This window comes from Pseudomonas triticifolii (assembly GCF_014358015.1).
GTDB lineage: Bacteria > Pseudomonadota > Gammaproteobacteria > Pseudomonadales > Pseudomonadaceae > Aquipseudomonas > Aquipseudomonas triticifolii.
Genome location: NZ_JACONV010000002.1, coordinates 436098 through 460926, shown reverse-complemented (window position 1 = coordinate 460926; position 24829 = coordinate 436098). Strand labels below are relative to the sequence as shown.

Sequence of the window (24829 nt, the reverse complement as noted above, 5' to 3'; positions counted from 1 at the left end):
GGAAAAGCGCATGACGACTCATACTTTCAAACCTGATATGCCACCACCGGGCAAAGTGTTCGGCCCGGTCGCGTGGATGCGGCAGAACCTGTTCTCCAGCTGGATCAACACCCTGCTGACCCTGTTGTCGCTGTATCTGATCTATCTGGTCGTTCCGCCGATTCTCAGTTGGACCTTGCTGGACGCCAACTGGATCGGCACGACCAAGGAAGACTGCACCAAGGCGGGCGCCTGCTGGGTGTTCATCGAGCAGCGCTTCGGTCAGTTCATGTACGGCTACTTTCCTAATGAACTGCGCTGGAGGGTCGATCTGACCGCAATCCTGGCGATTGTCGGTGCTGCGCCGCTGTTCATTTCGAAGTTTCCGCGCAAGGCTGTGTACGGCGTCTGCTTTCTGGTGATCTACCCGATCGTTGCGTTCTACCTGCTGCACGGCGGCGCGTTTGGTCTGACCAACGTACCGACCAGCCAGTGGGGCGGTCTGATGCTGACCCTGGTGATTGCTACCGTGGGCATCGTCGGCGCCTTGCCGCTGGGTATTCTGCTGGCGCTCGGGCGTCGCTCCAACATGCCGGCTGTGCGTGTGGTGTGCGTGACGTTCATCGAGTTCTGGCGCGGCGTGCCGTTGATCACCGTTCTGTTCATGTCTTCGGTGATGCTGCCGTTGTTCATGCCTGAAGGGATGAACTTCGACAAACTGCTGCGGGCGCTGATCGGCGTCATTCTGTTCCAGTCGGCGTACATCGCCGAAGTGGTGCGCGGCGGTATGCAGGCCATTCCCAAGGGGCAGTACGAAGCGGCTGCCGCGATGGGCCTGGGCTACTGGCGCAGCATGGGTCTTGTCATCCTGCCGCAGGCGTTGAAGATGGTCATCCCCGGCATCGTCAACACCTTCATTGCCCTGTTCAAGGACACCAGCCTGGTGATCATCATCGGCCTGTTCGACCTGCTCAACAGCGTCAAGCAAGCCACTGCCGATCCGTCATGGCTCGGTATGGCCACAGAAGGCTATGTCTTCGCGGCCCTGGTGTTCTGGATCTTCTGTTTCGGTATGTCCCGCTATTCCATGCACTTGGAACGTAAGCTGGACACAGGCCACAAGCGTTAGGAGTTTTGACATGAGTGAAGTTATCACCAAGCCTCTGGGCGCTGAAGGCATGATCCGCATGGAGGGCGTCCACAAGTGGTACGGCCAGTTCCATGTGCTCAAGGACATCAACCTGAATGTGCGTCAGGGCGAGCGAATCGTATTGTGCGGCCCTTCGGGTTCGGGCAAGTCGACCACCATTCGCTGCCTGAACCGTCTGGAAGAACACCAGCAGGGCCGCATCATCGTTGATGGCACGGAGCTGACCTCTGACCTGAAGCAGATCGAAACCATTCGCCGTGAAGTCGGCATGGTGTTCCAGCACTTCAACCTGTTCCCGCACCTGACCATCTTGCAGAACTGCACGCTGGCACCGATGTGGGTGCGCAAGATGCCGAAGAAGAAAGCCGAAGAAATCGCCATGCATTACCTGGAGCGCGTACGCATTCCAGAGCAGGCGCATAAATTTCCGGGCCAGCTCTCCGGCGGTCAGCAACAGCGTGTAGCGATTGCCCGTGCACTGTGCATGAAGCCAAAGATCATGCTGTTCGATGAGCCTACCTCGGCACTCGATCCGGAAATGGTCAAGGAAGTACTCGACACCATGGTGGGCCTGGCTGAAGAAGGCATGACCATGCTCTGTGTAACCCACGAGATGGGCTTTGCCCGCACCGTGGCGAACCGGGTGATCTTCATGGACAAGGGTGAAATCGTCGAACAGGCCGCGCCTAACGACTTCTTCGACAACCCGCAAAGCGACCGTACCAAGCTGTTCCTCAGTCAGATCATTCACTGAGTTCACAGCCGTCACACAGAAAACCGGGCCTTGCGCCCGGTTTTTTCGTATTGGGCGCAGGCATCGCGTTTGTATGCAATCTCGCCTGAACCTTGTATTCCCTATCATTCTCCAACAGGATACTTGCCCCCTGAAACGGGTCGACACACCTGATTGCCGAGAAATTGATGACTGCCAAGGCTCAACCAAGCCCCCACGCTGCTGCTGCCCCGACTGACCCGATTCTCAAGCGCCCCTGGCTGTTGTTGCTGGGCCTGGTGCTGGTCGCCCTCAATTTGCGCCCCGCGTTGTCGAGCATTGCGCCGCTGCTCAATAACGTTTCCGACAGCCTGGGCATGTCCGCTGCCGAAGCTGGTTTACTGACCACCTTGCCGGTGTTGTGCCTGGGCCTGTTCGCGCCGCTGGCGCCGATTCTGGCGCGTCGTTTCGGCAGTGAGCGCGTGGTGCTGGTGATTTTGCTGATGCTGGCGTCGGGGCTGGCCGTGCGCAGCCTGTTCGGTGAGTTCGGCCTGTTCACCGGCAGCCTGATGGCGGGCGCGAGCATTGGCGTCATCGGTGTGCTGCTGCCGGGCATTGTCAAACGTGACTTCCCGAAACAAGCAGGCGCCATGACGGGTGTGTACACCATGGCATTGTGTCTGGGCGCAGCGATTGCTGCGGGATCGACGGTGCCGTTGAGTCAGTATTTCGGCGACAGCTGGCAGATTGGTCTGGGTTTCTGGTTGATCCCGGCCTTGATCGCCGCGCTGTTCTGGTTGCCACAGGCCCGGGAAAAACACGGCACGCATCGCGACGTTTATCGCGTCAAAGGCTTGCTGCGTGACCGGCTGGCCTGGCAGGTGACGCTTTACATGGGGCTGCAATCGTCGCTGTCGTACATTGTCTTTGGCTGGTTGCCGTCGATTCTGATCGGCCGCGGCATGACCCCGACCCAGGCCGGGCTGCTGCTGTCGGGTTCGATCATCGTGCAGGTCATCAGCGCGTTGAGCGCACCCTGGCTGGCGACGCGCGGCAAGGACCAGCGTCTGGCGATCATGCTGGTCATGTCGCTGACCCTCACCGGATTGTTCGGCTGCCTGTACGCCCCGCTCGAAGGGTTGTGGGGCTGGGCGATTCTGTTGGGCCTGGGGCAGGGCGGTACGTTCAGCCTGGCGTTGGCGTTAATCGTTTTGCGCTCGCGTGACTCCCACGTTGCCTCGAACCTGTCGAGCATGGCGCAGGGTTTTGGCTACACCATCGCCTCGATGGGGCCGTTTGCGGTCGGCGTCGTACATGATGTGACGGGCAGCTGGAACTCGATTGGCTGGATCTTCGCTGTGCTGGGTCTCGGCGCGATGATCGCCGGCATGGGCGCAGGTCGCTCGTTGTATGTGCAGGTGAGCAGTGAGAAGGTTCGGTAACCGTATCTGTTTGCTAAATGTTGGTGGCTCCCGGCGCGTTTGCCGCTTATCGTGCACGCATCTTTTGCCAAGGGATCTGCACGCATGAGTTACGAAGAAGAGAGTCAGGCCAATAGCGCGCTCATCACCCGCTTTTATGAGGCGTTCGCCCAACTGGATGCCGAGGCCATGAGCGCCTGCTACACCGACGACGTGCTGTTCAGCGATCCGGTATTTGGCGAGCTGCGTGGCAGTCAGGCCAGCGATATGTGGCGCATGCTGACCTCGCGTGCCAAGAATTTTTCGGTGGTGTTCGATCAGGTACGTGCCGATGATCGCTCCGGCACCGCTCATTGGGTCGCCACTTACCTGTTCAGCCAGACCGGACGCACGGTGGTCAACGCTATACAGGCGCGCTTTGTCTTTCGCGACGGCCTGATTTGCGAACACCACGATCATTTCGACCTGTGGCGCTGGTCGCGTCAGGCACTGGGTGCCAAAGGTTTGTTGCTGGGCTGGACACCGGTGGTGCAAAACGCCATTCGCGGTCAGGCTCAGAAGGGACTCAAAACCTATACCGAGAGCCGCCGTGCCTGAGTCAGGTGCGATGGCTGCTGAAGCGCCCGGCAAACCGTGGTTCGTTTATCTGGTGCGCGCTGCCAACGGTTCTTTGTACTGCGGCATCAGCGATGATCCGGATCGACGTTTTGCCGCTCATCAGAGCGGCAAGGGCGCGCGCTTTTTCTGTTCCAGCCCGGCGGTGGCGCTGGTGTATGTCGAGCAGCACGTCAGCAAGGGTGAAGCGTTGCGCCATGAACGGCTGATCAAGAAGCTGCGTAAAACCGCCAAAGAAACACTGGCTGCCAGTTATAAAGGCGAGCCCGTGCGGGTGTCGATCCATAAGCGTGATGTCGTGTCATCCAGTTGAGGCCGTAGGCTGTCAGCGGGCAGCGGGGTAAGCTGTCCGCTTTCCACGTGCCTTGAGGCTGAACATGTCCGAGTTGATCCTTCACCATTACCCCACCTCGTTGTTTGCCGAAAAAGCCCGTCTGATGCTGGGTTTCAAGGGCCTCTCATGGCGCTCGGTGACCATTCCCTCGATCATGCCCAAGCCTGACCTGACCGCGCTGACGGGCGGTTATCGCAAGACGCCGGTATTGCAGGTCGGTGCAGATATCTACTGCGATACGGCCTTGATGGCGCGGCGGCTCGAGCAGGAAAAGGCCTCGCCGACGTTCTACCCGCAAGGACAGGAATTCACCGTGGCCAGTTTTGCCGCCTGGGCCGACTCGGTGATGTTCATGCATGCCGTAAGTCTGGTGTTCCAGCCTGAATCACTGGCCGTGCGTTTTGCCAAGGTGCCGCCGGAGGCTGCCAAGGCCTTCGTAGCGGACCGTTCCGCACTCTTCAACGGTGGCAATGCCACTCGCCTTCCCGCTGAACAGGCCAGGCATCAATGGCCCGCGTTCATGGCACGCCTGGAGTTGCAGTTGTCGCGCAACGGTGACTTTCTGTTTGGCGCGCCGTCCATCGCTGATTTCAGCGTGGCGCACACCTTGTGGTTCCTTAAACAGACACCGGTGACGGCGCCCTTTGTGGATAACTATCCAGAGGTCGGCGTATGGCTTGGTCGTGTGCTGGGCTTTGGCCATGGCGCGCACAGCGACCTGAGTTCAACCGAGGCCATCGAGATCGCCCGAAACGCCACGCCAGCGCCGCTGCCTGATGAAACCTTTGCTGACGCCAACGGTTTCAAGGCTGGCGATCAGGTGGCGATATCGGCGATTGATTACGGCGTGGATGCCGTTGAGGGAGAGCTGGTGTTTGTCGGCAGTGAAGAACTGATCCTGCGTCGCGAGGATGATCGCGTGGGTGTGGTGCATGTGCATTTCCCAAGACTTGGGTTTGTGATCAATGCGCTGTAACTATGTCGCGAGCGCCTTGCCGGGCGCGAGGGAGTGAAGCACTGACCGATTGGGCCCTATCAACTTGACTCTTGGTTCAAACCATTATTAGCTTTCGTCAATCCCCCTCAAGGACGAGGGGCGTGCCGCTCTATACTTTTCAGTGTAGGGATGAGCGGCCGCCATAAGGGTCGTTATTAAGAAGGGAGTCCGATAATGGATGCAAACAGCTGGAAAACAGGTCAGGACGGCACGGCTTTTTATGTGGACTATTACCTGGGCGACAAGGGTTATACGGGTAACGAATACCCGACATTGATAATCGACGGCGTGGTTCGCACAGCCCGTTTATCCGATGATCGGAAGACCTTGAGAGCCTCGATATCTGCTGCGGATGTTCACACCCTCAGGGATGTTGCAACGCCTAAAGTTTTTTTATCGTCGAGTCGTGCTGCAAGAAAGTCCCATCCCCGCCCGCAAGTACTGCGCAGTCCTGCCTGGCCTACGGCGCCAAACCCTCTGTCGCCGAGTCGATACAAGGTCGTTCGCCAGGATTACGATCACGGCGATGAGGCGCTGGCACTGCCGGGTATCGACGCCAGGGTGGAGCTGCGAGCAGCCGTTTACCTCCCGGATACCAAACCCCAGACACCCCACCCGGTTGTCGTGTTTCTGCATGGCAGGCATCACCCGTGCCTGGGAAACACCGGTTCAACGGGCTACAGTTGGCCATGCAAGGCCGATGAACACCCTTGTCCCAACCATGAGGGCTACGACACGATTGCATCGGCACTTGCCAGTCAAGGCTATGCAGTGGTCTCGATATCCGCCAATGGGATCTACCCGGTCGATGCCAACGGCGCCATTGCGATAGGGGGCACGTTGCGCGGGCATCTGGTGCTTGCCCATCTTGAGCTGTTGGCTCGCGCTAACAAAGGCGAGTGTCCGAAGCTGTCGCAACTGACCGGCCGGCTTGATCTGAACAACATAGGCCTTGTGGGGCATTCTCGTGGTGGAGAGGGCATTGCCAGGGCCATCACGCTGAACAGGCTGCTGAATAAAGGCTTTGGTCTTCGGGCCGCTTTATTCATGGGCAGCACGGCGCGCGAAGGTATTGCGATCCCCGACGTGCACACGGCGACTGTTCTGCCGTTTCTGGACGGCGATGTTCTGGATTTGACGGGGCAGGGGTTTTCCGATCTGTCCCGCTATGCGTTCGACGACGATGTGCTGCACAGCACGGTCCTGATGCTGGGTGCCAATCATAATTATTTTAATCATGTCTGGTCTCCGGAATTCCCGGCTGGCGCAGATGATGCGGATCAAACGTGGGGAAACATCGATCTCCCGCGGCTTAATGAGAAGCAACAGCGCCTCTTGGCTTCTGTCTATGTCACGGGTTTTTTTCGCCTGACGCTGGGCGGTGAATTGTCCTACCTGAAGCTGTTTGATGGTTCGCCCGTGACCGTGACCGTGCCCGGATTGCCGGAGACTGAAGTCAGGAGCGCAGCGCATTTTCCTTCCTCTCATCGCTACACGGTCCAGAGTTTTGAAACGCTTTATGCTGAAGGCGCGTCATCGACTTCGGATCCGTGGGCCTGGACGGTCACGAAAGGGCTGGGCGTCATATGTCAGAAATCATCGTTCAACAGTGACCTGCGTTATGCCCATAACGGCTATCACGGTTTTTTGAATCTGAAGAGCGAACAGCCTCAGTCTCCCGCCGAGCTTGAACTGCGCCCTGTTGACACACAGCACTCTATAGACAGGTCGTCTTACAGCCACTTGAGCTTTCACGTGGCTCATCTGTTGAGTGAGAACAATGGCGCAGCCGTTGAACTGCAGGTGGCGTTGAACGGCAACACTCTGGACCTCAATCGACAGGGCGTCTCTCTGTGGCCCATTCCCGAAATCGTTCCGGGGCTTGGGACGCTGCTCAAACAGCAGGTCATCCTACCGCTGTCCGACTTCTCTTCCAGTCTTTCGGACTCGCTTGACGCGCTGTCATTCACACTGCCGCGTGGTGGCTCGGTTTACTTGTCCGACATCGCGTTTGTGACGCCTTCTCTGGGAGGCTATCAGTCACTCCCGCTGCCCTTCGTCCACGTTGAAGATATTCATGTCGAACCAACGGGCATGGAGCAGGTGCTGGAGATTGGCATCACGCTGTCGCAGGCCACGGCCCGGAAAGTGTCGCTGCGGGTGTACACGCTCATTGTCCATAACACCGAGGGCATCATGCGACTTGACGCCGCCACGGTATTCGAGCCGGGCATGCAGTCGACCTCGGTCAGGTTTGTGATTCCGGCAGGAGGCTTTAAGGGTGAGTTCCTCGACACTGGACGGTTCGTCTCCGTCATCGAAGTCAGGGCGCTGTCCAATGCCTTGTTCGGGCGTGAGCGCGCACTGCTGATAACGCCGCGGCTTTGAGCCGCGGCTGAGCGCAAAGCATTCCGCGCGTCGATTACTTCAGGGCGGCCAGTATCTGATCCGGACTGAAGCCCCTGATCAGCGTGCCGTTCACATCGATCAGCGGGATGCCGCGTCCGCCCAGCGCTTCATACGCTTTGCGTCCTTCCTCGGACTTCTCGATATCGTATTCCCGATAGGCAATGCCCTTGCTGTCGAGGAAACGGCGCGTCTGCTTGCAGTAGCCGCACCATTCGGTGGCGTACATCACCACCTTTGCCTGGCTGTAGTTCTGCGCAACGCTTGCGGGCGGAGGGTTGACGAAATTCTCGATTTTTCCCCAGTTCTGATAGATCACCACAACCAGCATGATCAGGGCGAACTTTTTGAGCGTGCGCATCAGCATATGGGTTACCGCCGCTTCAACTGATCGGTCAGCTGGGTCGGCAGGCCCTTGATAATCAGCGTGCCGGCGGTTTCGTCGTACTCGATCTTGTCGCCCAGCAGATGGGCTTCAAAACTGATCGACAGGCCCTCTGCACGGCCTGTGAAGCGGCGGAACTGATTGAGCGTGCGTTTATCTGCCGGGATTTCTGGCGACAGGCCGTAGTCCTTGTTGCGGATGTGGTCGTAGAACGCGCGTGGACGTTCTTCGTCGATCAGCTCCGACAGCTCTTCAAGGCCCATCGGCTCGCCCATCTTGCTCTGGCTGCTGGCGTAATCGACCAGGGTTTTGGTTTTCTCGCGTGCCGACTCTTCGGGCAGGTCTTCGCTCTCGACGAAATCGCTGAAGGCCTTGAGCAAGGTACGGGTCTCGCCAGGACCATCGACACCTTCCTGACAACCGATGAAGTCGCGGAAATATTCCGAGACCTTCTTGCCATTCTTGCCCTTGATGAACGAGATGTATTGCTTGGACTGCTTGTTATTCTGCCATTCCGAGATGTTGATCCGCGCCGCAAGGTGCAACTGACCCAGATCCAGGTGGCGTGAAGGTGTCACGTCCAGCTCGGCGTTCACGGCCACGCCTTCGCTATGGTGCAACAGGGCGATCGCCATGTAGTCGGTCATGCCTTGCTGGTAATGGGCGAACAGAACGTGGCCGCCGACCGACAGGTTGGACTCTTCCATCAACTTCTGCAGATGCTCGACCGCAACGCGGGAGAACGCCGTGAAGTCCTTGCCGCCGTCCAGGTATTCCTTCAGCCAGCCGCTGAAAGGATGTGCACCCGACTCGGCATGGAACAGCCCCCATGCCTTGCCTTGTTTGGCGTTGTAGTTCTCGTTGAGGTCGGCCAGCATGTTCTCGATGGCTTGGGACTCAGCGAGTTCGGAGTCGCGAGCATGGAGAACAGCGGGCGTACCGTCGGGTTTTTTGTCGATCAGGTGGACGATGCAATGACGGATCGGCATGGGCTTCTCGGCTGGAAAAAGGTGAAGAGCGTGCAGCTCGTTGCAAGGCCGTCAGTGTAACGCAGGCGTGCCCGCAATGGCCCTGAGGCGGCTGGTTTTCGCCCGCAGAACCAGGCGGTTGGTTAAATTTTGTGCAATTGCTGTTAAAACCTGACCAAAAGGATAGGTAGAGGCGGATATTTACCCGGCTCTGTGCTAGTTTTGCGCGGTCTTGCGCACCTTAGCGCGTCAAGCATGCAGTTTGTGCACGCGTAGGCCGAACCAATACCCGGTTTCAGTATCTACATTTCGCGATTAATCGTGGCTGCTAGCGGGGGGCCAGGTTCATTGCCTGGCCACGGGCCGACGTTGCGCTCTGCAATCCAAATGAATTTGATAGGGAAGGAACACCACCATGGCTCTTACTAAAGACCAATTGATCGCCGATATCGCTGAAGCTATCGACGCGCCAAAAACCACCGCGCGTAATGCTCTTGAGCAATTGGGCCAGATCGTTGCCGACCAATTGGAAAACGGTGCAGAAATCACTCTGCCAGGCATTGGTAAGCTGAAAGTGACCGAGCGTCCAGCTCGTACCGGCCGCAACCCTTCGACTGGCGCAGCCATCGAAATCGCTGCCAAGAAAGTCGTCAAGTTCGTTCCAGCCAAAGTGCTGACCGACTCGATCAACAAGTAAGCGACCGCTTGCTGTTGAAAAGCCGTGCACCGGATTACCGGGCACGGCTTTTTTGTGGGCGGGTGAAATGTAGTGATCGTGCCACGCTCTGAGTTGTCATGCCGCCTGTGATGCTTTGCGTCACAGCTGGTAGAGACTGCGGACTCAGTAAGCTGAGCGCATTGCTCACATCACCTTTTCGCCCCTCGGCGACCTACTTTGACGGGGCAAAGTAGGCAAACCCCTTAGCTCCGGTTCCGGCCCCGGCTTCGCCGGGGTTCCTTCGTCCTGACACTGATTCGGGGGTCGCCGCAACGGGCCATCCATGGCCCAATGCGGCTCAATCGGCATCCATGCCGATTGCCCCCCGAATCAGCGCCAGAACTCAGCCTTCACCCGCGTCGCGATCGGCGGTGTACTCACCATCGCGTTAGAAAAGCGTCCCGGCGCTGTCTCCTTTTTGGGCGTTAAACGGACCTGATCGTCACAAAATACCCCGCGGATAGACAATTATCGGGCAATCGGCTGCCGCCACGCGCTTTGCTGCGCTTTGTCCAGAAACGTCCAGGCCACAAAGCGGCTCTGCTTTTGCCCCTGACCCATCTCCACCACCTTGACCTCCAGCGCCCCGGCTTTCTTGAGAGCGCTTTGAATCGGGGGCAGATTGGACGCTTTGGAGACCAGGGTGCTGAACCACAGCACCTGGTTCGGCACCTGTGCGCTTTCCTGGATCAGTTGCGTCACGAAGCCGATCTCGCCACCCTCGCACCACAGTTCCTGAGATTGTCCGCCAAAATTGAGCACCGGCAGTTTGCGTTTCGGGTCGGCTTTACCCAGGGCGCGCCACTTTCGCTGGCTGCCGCGCTGCGCTTCTTCCAGCGAGGCGTGGAAGGGCGGGTTGCACAGGCTCACATCGAAGCGTTCGCTGCTGTCGAGCAGCCCCGACAGGATGTGTTTGCGATTGGCTTGCAGGCGCACGCTGATGGCCTTGTGCAGGTTGTTGGCCTTGACGAGGGTGGTCGCTGCGGCAATCGCCGTGCTGTCGATCTCCGAGCCCACGAAGTGCCAGCCATAGTCACTATGACCCAGCAGCGGGTAAATGCAGTTGGCACCAGTGCCGATGTCCAGTGCTTTCACGGACGCGCCCCGTGGGATCACGCCGTCATTGCCCTCGGCCAGCAGGTCCGCCAGAAAGTGCAGATAGTCCGCACGTCCGGGAATCGGTGGGCACAGGTAATCGGTCGGGATGTCCCAGTGGGCAATGCCGTAGAACGCCTTGAGCAGTGCACGGTTGAACACCCGCACCGCCTGCGGGTTGGCAAAGTCGATGCTTTCCTTGCCGTAGGGATTGAGGATCACGAACTTCGCCAGTTCCGGGCTGGACTTGATCAGCTTGGGGAAGTCGTAATGGCCCTGATGCCGATTGCGCGGATGCAGCGTGGCTTTCTCGCGGGGTGGCGCAGGCTTGACGTTGCGCTGGGGCTTTTTGCGGGGCGGTTTGGGGGTGTCGGTCATGGGTATGATTTCAGCCGTTGTGTCGCATTGGCGGGCCTATTCGCGAGCAGGCTCGTTCCCACGGTCCTGTGCATGCTGTATCAGAAACAGGGTGGCAGTTCCCGCAGTCGCTCGGCGTTGGCTCAGTGGCAGCGTGTTCGCGAATAGGTCAGCGTTCATCGATGCAAAATAAACAGCCAGCCCACGAATGGGCTGGCTGTTGTCGTTCGCCTTACAGGCTGGCGATACGAGCGTGTTGCTCGGCCAGCTTGCCCAAGGCCTGCTCGGCTTCGGTCAGTTTGGCGCGTTCCTTGGCAATGACGTCGGGCGGAGCCTTATCGACGAAGGCTGCGTTGGACAGCTTGCCGCCCACGCGTTGCACTTCGCCTTGCAGGCGCTGGATTTCTTTATCCAGACGCGCAAGCTCCGCGCCTTTGTCGATCAGTCCGGCCATTGGCACGAGCACTTCCATGTCGCCAACCAGTGCCGTTGCAGACAATGGCGCTTCGGCACCGTCGGTCAGTACGGTCATGGATTCCAGCTTGGCCAGTTTCTTGAGCAGGTATTCGTTCTCGCTCAGGCGACGCTGGTCTTCGGCGGTAACGTTCTTGAGGAACAACGTCAGCGGCTTGCCCGGACCGATGTTCATTTCGCCACGAATGTTACGCACCGCCAGCATCAGGCCCTTGAGCCATTCGATGTCGTCTTCAGCGGCCTGGTCGATGCGTGCTTCGTTGGCCACCGGCCACGCTTGCAGCATGATGGTCTTGCCCTGGATGCCTGCCAGCGGCGCGAGGCGCTGCCAGATTTCTTCGGTGATGAATGGCATGAACGGATGCGCCAGACGCAGCGCAACTTCCAGCACACGTACCAGCGTGCGACGCGTGCCGCGCTGGCGCTCGACCGGCGCGGTCTCGTCCCACAGCACAGGCTTGGACAGCTCCAGGTACCAGTCGCAGTATTGGTTCCAGATGAACTCGTACAGCGCTTGTGCGGCAAGGTCGAAGCGGAACTGATCCAGTTGACGGGTCACTTCGGCTTCGGTGCGTTGCAACTGCGAGATGATCCAGCGATCCGCCAGGGACAGCTCCACGGCTTCGCCGTTCTGGCCGCAGTCCTCGCCCTTGTCGAGCACATAGCGCGCCGCGTTCCAGATCTTGTTGCAGAAATTGCGATAGCCTTCGACGCGGCCCATGTCGAACTTGATGTCGCGACCGGTGGACGCCAGCGAGCAGAACGTGAAGCGCAAGGCGTCGGTGCCGTAGCTGGCAATGCCTTCGGCGAATTCCTGACGGGTCTGCTTCTCGATCTTCTTGGCCAGTTGCGGCTGCATCAGACCGTTGGTGCGTTTCTGTACCAGGGTTTCCAGGTCGATGCCATCGACGATGTCCAGCGGGTCCAGCACGTTGCCCTTGGACTTGGACATCTTCTGGCCTTGGCCGTCGCGCACCAGACCGTGTACATACACCGTCTTGAACGGCACTTGCGGTGTGCCGTCTTCGTTTTTCACCAGGTGCATGGTGAGCATGATCATCCGGGCGACCCAGAAGAAGATGATGTCGAAGCCGGTGACCAGTACGTCGGTGGAGTGGAACGTTTTCAGCGCTTCGGTCTTTTCAGGCCAGCCGAGGGTGGAGAAGGTCCACAGGCCCGAGCTGAACCAGGTGTCGAGTACGTCGTTGTCCTGTTGCAGTGCAACGTCCGGCCCCAGATTGTGCTTGGCGCGCACTTCGGCCTCGTCGCGACCGACATAGACCTTGCCCGACTCGTCGTACCAGGCGGGAATGCGATGGCCCCACCAGAGCTGACGGCTGATGCACCAGTCCTGGATGTCGCGCATCCACGAGAAGTACATGTTTTCGTATTGCTTGGGCACGAAGGCGATGCGGCCGTCTTCGACGGCGGCGATGGCAGGTTCTGCCAGTGGCTTGGTGGATACGTACCACTGGTCGGTCAGCCACGGCTCGATGATGGTGCCGGAACGGTCGCCTTTCGGAACTTTCAGGGCGTGATCGTCGACGCTGACCAGCAGGCCAGCGGTGTCGAAGGCGGCTACGATGCGTTTGCGGGCTTCGAAGCGATCCAGGCCTGCGTACTCGGCAGGCAGGGTGCCGTCGACGGTGTCGTTCAGCGTGCCGTCAAGGTTGAACACCTGGGCAGCAGGCAGCACGGCAGCGTTCTTGTCGAAAATGTTGAGCAGCGGCAGGTTATGGCGCTTGCCGACTTCATAGTCGTTGAAGTCGTGGGCTGGAGTGATTTTCACGCAGCCAGTGCCGAATTCCGGATCGCAATAATCGTCGGCAATGATCGGGATGCGACGACCCACCAGCGGCAGCTCGACAAACTTGCCGATCAGCGCCTTGTAGCGCTCGTCCTGCGGGTTCACTGCAACCGCAGCATCACCGAGCATGGTTTCCGGGCGTGTGGTGGCAACGATCAGGTGATCCAGGCCTTCAGCGGTTTTCGCGCCATCGGCCAATGGATAGCGCAGGTTCCAGAGGTGGCCTTTCTCGTCGTGGTTTTCCACTTCAAGGTCGGAGATGGCCGTGTGCAGCTTGGTGTCCCAGTTCACCAGGCGCTTGCCGCGGTAAATCAGGCCGTCTTCGTGCAGGCGTACAAAGGCTTCTTTCACAGCGTCGGACAGGCCGTCGTCCATGGTGAAGCGCTCGCGGCTCCAGTCCACAGACGAGCCAAGGCGACGAATCTGACGGCTGATGTTGCCACCGGACTCGGCTTTCCATTCCCAGACCTTGTCCAGAAACTTCTCGCGACCCAACTCGTGACGGTTCACGCCCTGCGCTTCAAGGCGGCGCTCCACCAGCATCTGCGTGGCGATACCCGCATGGTCGGTGCCCGGCTGCCACAGGGTATTGCGGCCCTGCATGCGACGGAAACGGATCAGGGCGTCCATGATCGCGTTGTTGAAACCGTGGCCCATGTGCAGGCTGCCGGTGACGTTCGGCGGCGGGATCATGATGGTGTACGAGTCACCCGCGCCTTGAGGGGCGAAATAATTCTCTGACTCCCAGGTCTGGTACCAGGAAGTTTCGATGGCGTGCGGCTGGTAAGTCTTGTCCATGCGCGGCGGGAACCTGTGGCATTGATTCGGAAACCGGCAAGTATAGCCCTGTGGGCAAGTGACAAGCCATAAGCGCCGGGCTACAAGTTGACCGCCTGCCTCGCGGATCTGCCGGTGTGCGGTGAATGGGCGAGGGCAGTTATTCGGTGTTCGAATCTCAACTGCACGCGACCGGCGTGTTTACGCCGATGATCCCGCTGGGCTGCGGGACATTGGTAACGGCTTGAAAGGCTAACGTGCGTTGGACGCCAGCGTGAACACGCTGATCCATCAGCGTGCAGGCCAGGGGCGCTAGGTAGACAAGATTCGCCGCGACCTTAATGCTTGATAGCAACACCTCTGCGCACGGCTGAGCGATGCGCGGGGCGCGAACTCACTTTTGCTGCTGCGCCAACAACCGTTCCAGCCTGGCCTCCAGCCGCCGCTTGATCTCGGTCTCGATATGCGGTGCGAAGTCGTCGATCACGTCCTGCATGATCAACTGCGCGGCAGCGCGAAGTTCTGCGTCCAGGTGCAGCAAGGCATCCGGGTTGGGTGGTGCCTCAACAGGCGCAGGTGCCTGAAGCAACGGCGCGGCCGGCTGCTCTGCCACAACGGGTACCTCCGGCGTCAGCGTAGGAATCTGCGCTTCGTCGACATCGTCGTCATGGGGGTTATGAGTCCTGTTGCCGACCACGTCGAAGAGCAGTGGAATCTGTCCTTCACGGTGCACCGTGTCGGTCAGCAGCGGTGGCTGTAAGGAGTCGTCGCCGAGCAGTTGGCGGATCGATTCGAGATCGTCCAGCAAGTGCGCGGATTCAGCTTTTTTTGAAGTGTCCATCGTGTCCTCAAAGACGCTGTAGTCGGTGATCCTGCGGAGGATAGCCCTGTTCACGGTAAGACCGGAAACTCTCACGCGCGGCAAGACGTATGGCCGGGTCTTCGACCACCACCTCCGCGACGCGGGCGAAACGTTTGAAGAAGGCTGGAATACGCAGGTCCAGGTTGATCAGCAGGTCTTCATGCTGGCCCGCGTCATCACCAAGGCCCAGCACGACCGGTGCATCATGGTCGCTCTCGGCATCACCGTGCGGCAGGAAAACTTCGCCACGGAAGCGCCAGAGACGAGCGTCGAGGTCTTCACGCTGCGCGGCATCGCTGCAATGCAGGTAGACCTTATGGCCCAGACGCCAGGCTTTTTCCGTGAGCTTGCAGGCAAAGCCCAGTCGCGCTGAAGGATCGGCGCTGGGAAGAATGTAGAAATCGACTTGGGTCATGTTCGTTCAGGCAGCCTGGGCGTATCGATCAGTGATCGATACGCCCAGCGCTCTCCTTAGGCCCCTGCGCGGTCAAGCAGGTACTGGGTCAACAGCGGAACCGGACGCCCGGTGGCGCCTTTTTCCTTGCCGCCGCTCAGCCAGGCAGTACCGGCGATGTCCAGGTGAGCCCAGTCATACGCTTTGGTGAAGCGCGACAGGAAGCAGGCTGCGGTGATGGTGCCGCCTTTTGGACCGCCGATGTTGGCGATGTCCGCAAACGGGCTGTCCAGTTGCTCCTGGTATTCGTCGAACAGCGGCAACTGCCAGGCGCGGTCGTCAGCCAGCTTGCCCGCGTCGAGCAGTTGGTTGATCAGCGCATCGTTGTTGCCCAACAGGCCAGTCGTGTGACCGCCCAGTGCAACCACGCAGGCACCGGTCAGGGTCGCGATGTCGATGACGGCCTGGGGCTTGAAGCGTTCGGCGTAGGTCAGTGCGTCACACAGCACCAGACGGCCTTCGGCGTCGGTGTTGAGAATTTCGACAGTCTGGCCGCTCATGGTGGTCACGATGTCGCCCGGACGGGTCGCCGTGCCGCTCGGCATGTTCTCGGCACAGGCCAGGATGCACACCAAGTTGATCGGCAGCTTCAATTCCAGCACTGCGCGCAGGGTGCCGAACACACTGGCTGCACCACACATGTCGAACTTCATCTCGTCCATGCCGGCGGCAGGTTTGATGCTGATACCGCCGGTGTCGAAGGTGATGCCTTTACCAACGAGGACGAACGGTTGTTCGCTTTTCTTGCCGCCCTGGTAGTTCATGACGATCAGGCGCGGTGGCTGGGCGCTGCCCTGTGCCACAGCCAGGAACGAACCCATGCCCAGTTCGGCGAGTTTCTTCTCGTCGTGGACTTCCACTTTCAGGTTTTTGTGCGCCTTGCCCAGCGCCTTGGCTTCTTCGCCCAGGTAAGTCGGGTGGCAGATGTTCGGCGGCAGGTTGCCCAGATCGCGGGTCAGCGCCATGCCGGTGGCGATGGCCTGAGCGTGGGTGGCTGCGCGCTCAACGTCGGCAACGCTGACCTTGGCGGTCAGCAGGGTGATTTTCTTCAGGGCGCGGGCTTCGGCTTTCTGGGTCTTGAAGCGGTCGAATACGTATTCGCCGTCGGCCAGGGCTTCAACCAGCAGGCGAGCCTTGCCATAGGTGTCGCGATGCTTGACCGACAGATCGTCCAGTACGAGGGTCGCATCGGTGCCGCCAAGGCCTTTGAGCGTCGACAGGACGCCCGCAACGATCTTCTTGAGCTGGCGATCGGACAATTCGGCTTCTTTACCGACGCCGACCAGCAACACGCGCTCGGCTTTGAGGTTCGGCAGGTTGTGCAGCAGCAGGCTCTGGCCGACCTTGCCCGCCAGATCGCCGCGCTTGAGGACAGCGGTGATTGCTCCACCGCTAAGGGTGTCGATGCTCTGCGCAGCGCTACCCAGAACCCGGTTTTCACTCACGGTGACGACCAGTGTTGCGGTTTTCAGGGTTTCCGGGCTTACGCTTTTAACAACCAGTTCCATGTGGGGTCCTCGATTGAACGATGAGATTCGCAATACGAATGATGAATGCGGCATGACTGCGGTCTTTTCAAGGACGATGCCTGCGATAAGCCTCGCAGTTTGACCCCGGCGCATGACGGATGACAACCCCACTGAGACGCTTGTGGCCAACGTGTTTGTGAACTATCCGGAGTGCGCAGTGACAGAAACACTCAATCACAGGATAATGCCGCATATTTTTGGGTGCCTCGCGTTTGCGCGAGCACGAATATCCGGTTGCCGTGGCTCACAATTTTCCTTGTTTGGCTGCCTGAGCCTGACGACTCTGGAGTGTCTGGTTTGATTGTCTTTCGTTATCTGTCCCGAGAAGTGCTGGTTACCCTGAGCGCGGTCAGTGCTGTGCTGCTGGTCATCATCATGAGCGGACGCTTCATCAAATACCTGGCCCAGGCCGCCTCTGGCGCGCTGGACCCGGGTGTGCTGTTCATGATCATGGGTTTTCGTTTGCCTGGGTTCATGCAACTGATCCTGCCGCTGGGGCTGTTCCTGGGTATCCTGCTGGCTTACGGACGTCTGTATCTGGAAAGCGAGATGACCGTGCTGGCTGCCACCGGCATGAGCCAGCAGCGTCTGCTCGCGATTACCATGGCACCCGCCGCGCTGGTGGCCTTGCTGGTGGCGTGGCTGAGCTTCAGCCTGGCACCGCAGGGTGCCACGCAGTTTTCGCTGCTGATCAACAAGCAAGACGCCATGACCGAGTTCGACACGCTGGTGCCGGGCCGTTTTCAGGCGCTGCGTGATGGCACTCGGATCACCTACACCCAGGAGATGTCTGAAGACCGCTCCAGCCTGGGCGGGGTGTTCATCTCGGAAAAGCGATTGTCCACAAGCACGAACAAGGACCGTGGCATCACGGTACTGGTGGCTGAAAAGGGTCACCAGGAAGTGCGGCCGGACGGCAGTCGCTTCCTGATCCTGGAAAACGGCTACCGCTACGACGGTAATCCGGGCCAGGCCGACTATCGCGTGATCAAGTACGACACCTATGGCGCGATGCTGCCCAAACCGGAAATCAGCGACGAAATCACTGACCGCGAAGCCATCCCGAGCACCGAGCTGTTCGGCAATAACACACCCCGTTACGTGGCTGAATTGCAGTGGCGCATCTCGCTGCCGATCCTGGTGTTCATCGTGACTCTTATGGCGGTACCGCTGGCGCGGGTCAATCCACGCCAGGGTCGTTACCTGAAACTGCTGCCGGCCATTCTGCTGTACATGTCTTACCTGACCATCCTGATTGCCGTGCGCGGCGCGCTGGAGAAAGGCAAGCTGCCGCTGGCGCTGGGCATGTGGTGGGTCCACGGGCTGTTCCTGCTGATCGGTCTTGGATTGTTCTACTGGGAGCCCTTGCGGCTGAAAATGGCGAGTCGCCGTAGCGTTGCGGAGGTGGCTCGTGGTTAAGCTCGATCGGTATATCGGTAAAAGCGTCTTCATGGCGATCCTCGCCGTGCTGGGGATCATCCTGGGTCTGGCTTCGCTGTTTGCCTTCATCGACGAGATGGGCGACATCTCCGACAGTTACACGTTGTGGGATGCCAGCAGTTTCGTTCTGATGACTGCCCCGCGCCGGGTCTACGACATGTTGCCGATGGCGGCGCTGATCGGCTGCCTGATCGGCCTCGGCAGCCTGGCCAGCAGCAGCGAGCTGACCATCATGCGCGCGGCGGGTGTTTCCATCGGTCGCATCGTGTGGGCCGTGATGAAGCCGATGCTGTTCCTGATGGTCGCAGGTGTGCTGGTGGGTGAGTACGTGGCGCCTTATGCCGAGAATCAGGCCCAGGCCAATCGTTCTCTGGCCCAGGGCACTGGCGATGCGCAGAGCGCCAAGCATGGTCTGTGGCATCGTCAGGGCGATGAGTTCATTCACATCAACACCGTTCAGCCCAACGGGCTGATGTACGGTGTGACGCGCTACCGCTTCGACGAACAGCGCCACATGCTGACGTCCAGCTTCGCCCGTCAGGCCAATTTCAAGACGGACTATTGGGAGCTGAGCGACGTCGCCACGACCTATTTCCGTGATGGCAGCACCGAGGTCATCAATACGCCGGTCGAGCGCTGGGACGTTTCGCTGAGCCCGCAATTGCTGAGCACAGTGGTCATGCCGCCCGAGTCGTTGTCGATCAGCGGATTGTGGAGCTATTCCCACTACCTGGCTGATCAGGGGCTGAGCAATGGCCGCTACTGGCTGGCGTTCTGGACCAAGGTGCTGCAGCCGCTGGTGACGGTGGCACTGGTGCTGATGGCGATCTCGTTCATCTTCGGCCCGCTACGCTCTGTCACGCTCGGTCAGCGTGTGTTCACGGGCGTATTGGTGGGCTTCACGTTCCGCATCGTGCAGGACCTGTTGGGTCCATCGAGTCTGGTATTCGGCTTCCCGCCGCTGCTGGCGGTGCTGGTGCCTGCCTCGTTCTGTGCCTTGGCCGGTCTGTGGTTGCTGCGCCGGGCGGGATAGTCAGGTGCAGATCTGAAAAAGCCGACAGCGATGTCGGCTTTTTCATGGGTGAGGGTTTTTTCTGCCTGTCTCAGGTGGGGCGGGTGACACGCACCAGTCGGGTATCAGAATAGCGGTCGTGCCAGGTACGACGCTGGCCGTCGAACAGGCTCCAGATGAACCCAAGCCCGACGCACAGCCATGACGCGATAGCGACCACAAACCTGAGCAGTGCCTGGGTGAGTGTAATCGCAGTGCCGTCGGCATTCTGAACGCGGATACCCCAGACTTGCATGCCCAGCGTCTGGCCGGCACGGGTCCAGAACGTGGCGAAAAACGCAAAGGTCACCAGCAGCAGAATGGACGAGAGCAGCGGGTCGCCATCAAGTGCGCCCGATTCGGACAGCTGACGCAGGCGCGCTTCGCCGATAAAGACCATTTGCACCAGTTTGTAGAGGAAGGCTGTGACCAGCTGTATGGCGAGGCATAGCAGGGCGTCGTAACTGATGGCGGCCAGGCGGCGGGGGAGGCTGGCGGGCGGGAAATCGCCCTGTGGTTTTAGCACGTGTCGGGGCATTGTAGGGCTCTCGATCACGATGGGTGTCGCGGTGCACCTGCAAAAAAGCCCCTGGTATGGCTACCAGAGGCTTTGGGGTTTTACTCAGGCTTCGGCTTGAACTTCGTCAGCCTGCATGCCTTTCTGACCTTGTACGGCGATGAAGGTGACTTTCTGGCCTTCTTTCAGGCTCTTGAAGCCGTTGCCCTGAATCGCGCGGAAGTGCACGAACAGATCCGGACCGCTTTCTGGGGTGATAAAACCAAAACCCTTCTCGTCGTTGAACCACTTGACGGTGCCGCTCTGACGTGTAGACATGTTCTTATTTCCTTGACGCTTGAATTGATGACAGTCCCTTTCACATGAAAGAGTACTGGGGCTGGTTGCAGGAAGTAAGAAACGTAGAGCGGGATGTAGCAAACCTAGAGCTACTGCCCAGGTCCCGATTCAGCGACCTATGCAAACACAGTTCAGAAACTCTACGCCAAGTCTCGTTACAAAAACAAGCCCCTGCTGAACACCCTGTTTGCGGGGGGTTGAGGCGTTTGTAAGGACATTTCCCTGTATCGGGGCAGTGAATGTTTTTCAGCATTTTTCTGCACTTGGACGGTGCAGTTTCGGTCCTTCCAGAAGGCTGTTCTTTCCCTTGGAAAGCAGGAAAAGAACAGCGCTGGATGATCACTTATCCTTGATGCTTTTTTGACGTGTCTGTTCAGCCACGGAAGTAACGTTGCGCCACGAAAGGCATTTTTGTCACCCGCATCGGGATTTTCTTGCCGCGCACCATCGCCCACACTGGCGTATCCAGTGCCGTGAATCGGCTGTCCAGGTAGCCCATTGCCAGCGGGCCGCCCAGGCTCGGACCGAACCCACCGCTGCACACCGTGCCGATTGCGTTGTCGTCGGCATCGACGATTTGCGTGCCTTCACGCACGGGCGTGCGCTCCTGCGGTAACAGGCCTACGCGTTTCTTGTCCACGCCCGACTGCTGCTGAGCAAAGATCTGCTCCGCGCCCGGAAAACCGCCAGCGCGCGCGCCGTCGGCACGACGGACCTTGGAGATGGCCCACAGCAGGCTGGCCTGAATCGGGGATGTGTCGGTGTCCATGTCGTGACCGTACAGGCACAGACCGGCTTCCAGGCGCAGCGAGTCGCGGGCACCCAGGCCGATGGGCGCGACTTCCGGCTCTTCCAGCAGGCGACGTGCAAGCGCTTCGGCCTTGTCCGACGGCACCGAAATTTCATAGCCGTCTTCGCCGGTGTAGCCCGAGCGGCTGACGTAGCACGCCACGCCCATCAACGTGACGCTTTTGAATTGCATGAAGGTCATGTTGGCGACTTCAGGCGCAAGACGCGCCAGTACGGTCACGGCGGCGGGGCCTTGCAAGGCCAGCAGTGCACGTTCTTCGAACAGCGGCTCGATCTTGCAGTGGCCTGCCAGATGCTTGCACAGGTGTGCGAGGTCCTGGTCCTTGCAGGCGGCATTGACCACCAGCATCAACTGATCGTTGCCCAGGTTGGCGACCATCAGGTCATCGAGAATGCCGCCGGTTTCGTTGGTGAACATGGCGTAACGCTGCATGCCGACCGCAAGGTCGATGATGTCGACCGGCACCAGCGTTTCCAGCGCCTTGGCGGCATCGGTGCCGCTCAGGCGAATCTGGCCCATGTGTGAGACGTCAAAAAGACCGGCCTGAGCGCGGGTGTGCAAGTGTTCTTTCATCACGCCAGCCGGGTATTGCACAGGCATGTCGTAACCGGCGAAAGGCACCATCTTTGCGCCCAGTTCACGGTGCAAGGCGTGCAGCGGGGTGGTCAGCAGCGATTCTGTGGACATGTTCAATTCCTTATAGGTCGGGCCGTGCAGGCAGCGCCGCCCGTCGGTGCGGGCAGCGCAGGGCAGGAGTGATCAGGCTTCCTGATAGCTCTCGATGGACGGGCAGGCGCAGACCAGATTGCGGTCCCCGAACACGTTGTCGACGCGGCCGACCGGAGGCCAGTACTTGTTTTCGATCAGCGAGGCGACCGGGTAGACCGCCTGTTCGCGGCTGTACGGGTGGGTCCACTGCCCGACGATTTCGGCGGCGGTATGCGGTGCGTTTTTCAGCGGGTTATCGTCTTTGTCCAGCGTGCCGTTCTCGACTGCGCGAATCTCTTCACGGATCTTGATCATGGCGTCGCAGAAGCGGTCCAGCTCTTCACGGGATTCGCTTTCGGTCGGCTCGATCATCAAGGTGCCAGCCACCGGGAACGACATGGTCGGGGCATGGAAGCCGAAGTCGATCAGACGCTTGGCCACGTCGTCGACGCTGATGCCGCTGCTGTCCTTGATGGGACGCAGGTCCAGGATGCACTCGTGCGCAACCAGACCGTTACTGCCGGTGTACAGCACCGGGTAGTGGTCTTCCAGGCGACGGGAGATGTAGTTGGCGTTGAGAATCGCCAGTTGCGAGGCGCGCTTGAGGCCTTCGCCGCCCATCATGCGGATGTACATCCAGGTGATTGGCAGAATGCTGGCGCTGCCGAACGGTGCTGCGCAGACCGCGCCTTCCTTGCGCTCCATGCGGGCATGGCCCGGCATGAAGGGTGCAAGGTGGGACTTGACGCCAATCGGGCCGACGCCAGGGCCGCCACCGCCGTGCGGGATGCAGAAGGTCTTGTGCAGGTTCAGGTGCGAGACATCGCCGCCGAACTTGCCCGGTGCGCAAAGGCCGACCATGGCGTTCATGTTGGCGCCGTCGATGTAAACCTGGCCACCGTTGTCATGAACGATGCCGCAGATTTCGCGGATGCCTTCTTCGAACACGCCGTGGGTCGACGGGTAAGTGATCATCAGTGCCGCCAACTGGTCGCGGTGCTGAAGGGCCTTGGCGCGCAGGTCTTCGATGTCCACGTTGCCGCGTGCATCGCAAGCGGTCACCACCACGCGCATCCCCGCCATGTTGGCGGTGGCCGGGTTGGTGCCGTGGGCCGAGGAGGGGATCAGGCAGATGTCACGGTGTTCATCGCCACGGCTCTGGTGATAGGCACGAATCGCCAGCAGGCCAGCGTATTCGCCTTGTGAACCGGCGTTGGGTTGCAGCGAAATGGCGTCATAGCCGGTCGCCGCGCAGAGCATGGCCTCCAGCTCGTCGGTCAGTTGCTGATAACCCGCGCTTTGCTCGGCCGGGGCGAACGGGTGAAGGTTGCCGAACTCGGCCCAGGTGACCGGGATCATCTCGCTGGCAGCGTTGAGCTTCATGGTGCATGAACCCAGCGGGATCATGGTGCGGTCGAGGGCCAGGTCCTTGTCGGCCAGCTTGCGCAGGTAGCGCATCAGCTCGGTTTCGGAGTGATAGCGGTTGAACACCGGGTGGCTGAGGATTGCCGATTGACGCGTCAGTGCGGCAGGCAGGCGCGACTGGACGCTGGCCGACAGGGCCTCGAAGTCAGGTGTGTTCTGACCGTCCGCAGCAAATATCGCCCACAGGGTTTCAACGGCGGATGGCGAAGTGGTTTCGTCGAACGACAGGCCCAGGCGTTCATCGTCGATTTCACGCAGGTTGATGTGCTGGGCACGGGCAGCCGCGTGCAGGGCTGCGGTCCTGTGGCCTGTATGCACGGTGACACTGTCGAAGAAGTGCTGTTGTTCGATGTTCAGGCCCAACTGGCCCAGGCCCTCGACGAAAATGGCCGTCAGGCGATGAATACGGTTGGCAATCTGCGTCAGGCCACGCGGTCCGTGATAAACGGCGTACATGCTGGCAATGTTGGCCAGCAGCACTTGCGCGGTGCAGATGTTACTGGTGGCCTTCTCGCGGCGGATATGCTGCTCGCGGGTCTGTATGGCCAGGCGCAAGGCTTGCTTGCCATGGCGGTCTACCGACACGCCGACCAGACGGCCCGGCATGTCGCGCTTGAACGCATCGCGGGTCGAGAAATACGCCGCATGCGGACCACCGAAGCCCAGCGGTACGCCAAAGCGCTGTGCGGTGCCGATGGCGACGTCCGCACCGAACTCGCCCGGTGGCGTCAGCAGGGTCAGGGCCAGCAGGTCGGCTGCGACGGCAACCAGTGCGTTGGCGGCGTGGAAGCGCTCGACCAGTTCGCGGTAGTCGAACACATCGCCATTGCTGGCCGGGTATTGCAGCAGCGCGCCGAAGTAGTCACTGACATCGCCCAGCTCGATCTCATCCGCCACCACTACCGTAATGCCCAGTGGTTCGGCACGAGTGCGCAGTACGTCCAGCGTTTGCGGATGGCAGTGGCTGGAGGCGAAGAATTGCTGGCTGTCCTTGTTCTTGCTCAGGCGTTTGCAGAAGGTCATCGCTTCGGCAGCGGCAGTGGCTTCGTCCAGCAGCGAGGCGTTGGCAATCGGCAGGCCGGTCAAGTCGCTGATCAGGGTCTGGAAGTTGAGCAGCGACTCAAGGCGGCCTTGGGAAATTTCCGGCTGATAGGGCGTGTAGGCCGTGTACCAGGCCGGATTTTCCAGCAGGTTGCGCAGGATCGGTGCGGGGGTGTGGGTGTTGTAGTAACCCTGACCGATGTAGGTCTTGAACAGCTGGTTCTTGTTGGCGATAGCCTTGATCGACGCCAGTGCGTCGGCCTCGCTTTGCCCGGCCGGCAGGTTCAGCACGCTGGTGCCCTTGATGCTTTCCGGGATCACGCTTTCGCTCAGCGCGTCGATGGAGTCAAAACCCAGGGTTTGCAGCATGGCCTGCTCGTCGTCGGCGCGCGGGCCGATGTGACGGGCGATGAATTCGTTGGCGGTGCTCAGTTCGATACGGTCAGTCATGGCTCGC

The 24829-nt window shown here is 59.8% G+C and carries 21 protein-coding genes; 10 read left to right on the top strand and 11 right to left on the bottom strand.

What is annotated here, in order from left to right:
• The first annotated feature begins 10 nt into the window (after positions 1-10).
• The 7 genes from H8S56_RS06805 to H8S56_RS06775 all read left to right on the top strand — a co-directional run bounded on the left by H8S56_RS06805 (position 11) and on the right by H8S56_RS06775 (position 7596).
• Positions 11-1108, top strand: a complete 1098-nt coding sequence (locus tag H8S56_RS06805; protein ID WP_024694801.1) for an amino acid ABC transporter permease — start codon at positions 11-13, stop codon at positions 1106-1108.
• 10 nt (positions 1109-1118) lie between these two features.
• Positions 1119-1883, top strand: coding sequence for an amino acid ABC transporter ATP-binding protein (locus H8S56_RS06800; protein ID WP_004886196.1), 765 nt, complete (start codon positions 1119-1121; stop codon positions 1881-1883).
• 167 nt (positions 1884-2050) lie between these two features.
• Entirely contained in the window at positions 2051-3283 is a 1233-nt protein-coding gene (locus tag H8S56_RS06795; protein ID WP_187518196.1) for a CynX/NimT family MFS transporter, read from the top strand.
• An 84-nt stretch (positions 3284-3367) separates the two neighbouring features.
• Positions 3368-3859, top strand: coding sequence for a nuclear transport factor 2 family protein (locus H8S56_RS06790; protein WP_187518195.1), 492 nt, complete (start codon positions 3368-3370; stop codon positions 3857-3859).
• A gap of 10 nt (positions 3860-3869) precedes the next feature.
• Positions 3870-4190, top strand: a complete 321-nt coding sequence (locus H8S56_RS06785) for a GIY-YIG nuclease family protein (protein WP_024686419.1) — start codon at positions 3870-3872, stop codon at positions 4188-4190.
• A 64-nt stretch (positions 4191-4254) separates the two neighbouring features.
• Positions 4255-5187, top strand: a complete 933-nt coding sequence (locus tag H8S56_RS06780) for a glutathione S-transferase family protein (protein WP_024694803.1) — start codon at positions 4255-4257, stop codon at positions 5185-5187.
• Positions 5188-5382: 195 nt separating this feature from the next.
• Positions 5383-7596, top strand: coding sequence for an alpha/beta hydrolase (locus tag H8S56_RS06775; RefSeq protein ID WP_187518194.1), 2214 nt, complete (start codon positions 5383-5385; stop codon positions 7594-7596).
• A gap of 34 nt (positions 7597-7630) precedes the next feature.
• On the opposite strand, the gene H8S56_RS06770 is transcribed toward H8S56_RS06775, so the two are convergent.
• Both H8S56_RS06770 and yejK read right to left on the bottom strand, forming a co-directional pair.
• On the bottom strand, positions 7631-7981 hold the full coding sequence (locus H8S56_RS06770) for a glutaredoxin family protein (RefSeq protein ID WP_024686422.1): 351 nt from the start codon (positions 7979-7981) through the stop codon (positions 7631-7633).
• A gap of 5 nt (positions 7982-7986) precedes the next feature.
• On the bottom strand, positions 7987-8988 hold the full coding sequence (gene yejK / locus H8S56_RS06765) for a nucleoid-associated protein YejK (RefSeq protein WP_024686423.1): 1002 nt from the start codon (positions 8986-8988) through the stop codon (positions 7987-7989).
• Between the two features lie 394 nt (positions 8989-9382).
• Here yejK and H8S56_RS06760 point away from each other — a divergent pair, with 394 nt between their 5' ends.
• Complete coding sequence (locus H8S56_RS06760; RefSeq protein ID WP_004882926.1) at positions 9383-9664, top strand: HU family DNA-binding protein; 282 nt, start codon at positions 9383-9385, stop codon at positions 9662-9664.
• A 489-nt stretch (positions 9665-10153) separates the two neighbouring features.
• On the opposite strand, the gene rlmF is transcribed toward H8S56_RS06760, so the two are convergent.
• The 5 genes from rlmF to H8S56_RS06735 all read right to left on the bottom strand — a co-directional run bounded on the left by rlmF (position 10154) and on the right by H8S56_RS06735 (position 17019).
• On the bottom strand, positions 10154-11158 hold the full coding sequence (rlmF, locus tag H8S56_RS06755; protein WP_024694617.1) for a 23S rRNA (adenine(1618)-N(6))-methyltransferase RlmF: 1005 nt from the start codon (positions 11156-11158) through the stop codon (positions 10154-10156).
• Positions 11159-11369: 211 nt separating this feature from the next.
• Positions 11370-14216 (bottom strand): valine--tRNA ligase, encoded by a 2847-nt coding sequence (locus H8S56_RS06750; RefSeq protein WP_187518193.1) that lies wholly within the window; start codon positions 14214-14216, stop codon positions 11370-11372.
• A gap of 373 nt (positions 14217-14589) precedes the next feature.
• On the bottom strand, positions 14590-15036 hold the full coding sequence (locus H8S56_RS06745) for a DNA polymerase III subunit chi (RefSeq protein ID WP_187518192.1): 447 nt from the start codon (positions 15034-15036) through the stop codon (positions 14590-14592).
• A gap of 7 nt (positions 15037-15043) precedes the next feature.
• A complete protein-coding gene (locus H8S56_RS06740; protein ID WP_187518191.1) occupies positions 15044-15472 on the bottom strand; it encodes a DNA polymerase III subunit chi in 429 nt (142 codons plus the stop codon).
• A 56-nt stretch (positions 15473-15528) separates the two neighbouring features.
• A complete protein-coding gene (locus H8S56_RS06735) occupies positions 15529-17019 on the bottom strand; it encodes a leucyl aminopeptidase (protein ID WP_024689102.1) in 1491 nt (496 codons plus the stop codon).
• A gap of 318 nt (positions 17020-17337) precedes the next feature.
• On the opposite strand from H8S56_RS06735, the gene lptF reads away from it, so the two are divergent.
• Together lptF and lptG are read left to right on the top strand one after the other, a co-directional pair.
• The gene (gene lptF / locus H8S56_RS06730; protein ID WP_024689101.1) at positions 17338-18459 is read left to right on the top strand and encodes an LPS export ABC transporter permease LptF; all 1122 of its coding nucleotides are present in this window, start codon (positions 17338-17340) and stop codon (positions 18457-18459) included.
• On the top strand, positions 18452-19513 hold the full coding sequence (gene lptG, locus H8S56_RS06725) for an LPS export ABC transporter permease LptG (protein WP_024689100.1): 1062 nt from the start codon (positions 18452-18454) through the stop codon (positions 19511-19513). The genes lptF and lptG overlap by 8 nt, the downstream gene beginning before the upstream one ends.
• A gap of 70 nt (positions 19514-19583) precedes the next feature.
• Here lptG and H8S56_RS06720 read toward each other — a convergent pair whose 3' ends face one another.
• From H8S56_RS06720 to gcvP, 4 genes are all read right to left on the bottom strand, one after another.
• Entirely contained in the window at positions 19584-20069 is a 486-nt protein-coding gene (locus H8S56_RS06720) for an RDD family protein (RefSeq protein WP_024689099.1), read from the bottom strand.
• A gap of 84 nt (positions 20070-20153) precedes the next feature.
• Positions 20154-20366 (bottom strand): cold-shock protein, encoded by a 213-nt coding sequence (locus H8S56_RS06715; RefSeq protein WP_024689098.1) that lies wholly within the window; start codon positions 20364-20366, stop codon positions 20154-20156.
• Between the two features lie 394 nt (positions 20367-20760).
• Positions 20761-21885 (bottom strand): glycine cleavage system aminomethyltransferase GcvT, encoded by a 1125-nt coding sequence (gcvT, locus tag H8S56_RS06710; protein WP_187518190.1) that lies wholly within the window; start codon positions 21883-21885, stop codon positions 20761-20763.
• A 72-nt stretch (positions 21886-21957) separates the two neighbouring features.
• Positions 21958-24822 (bottom strand): aminomethyl-transferring glycine dehydrogenase, encoded by a 2865-nt coding sequence (gcvP, locus tag H8S56_RS06705; protein ID WP_187518189.1) that lies wholly within the window; start codon positions 24820-24822, stop codon positions 21958-21960.
• Positions 24823-24829 lie beyond the last annotated feature (7 nt).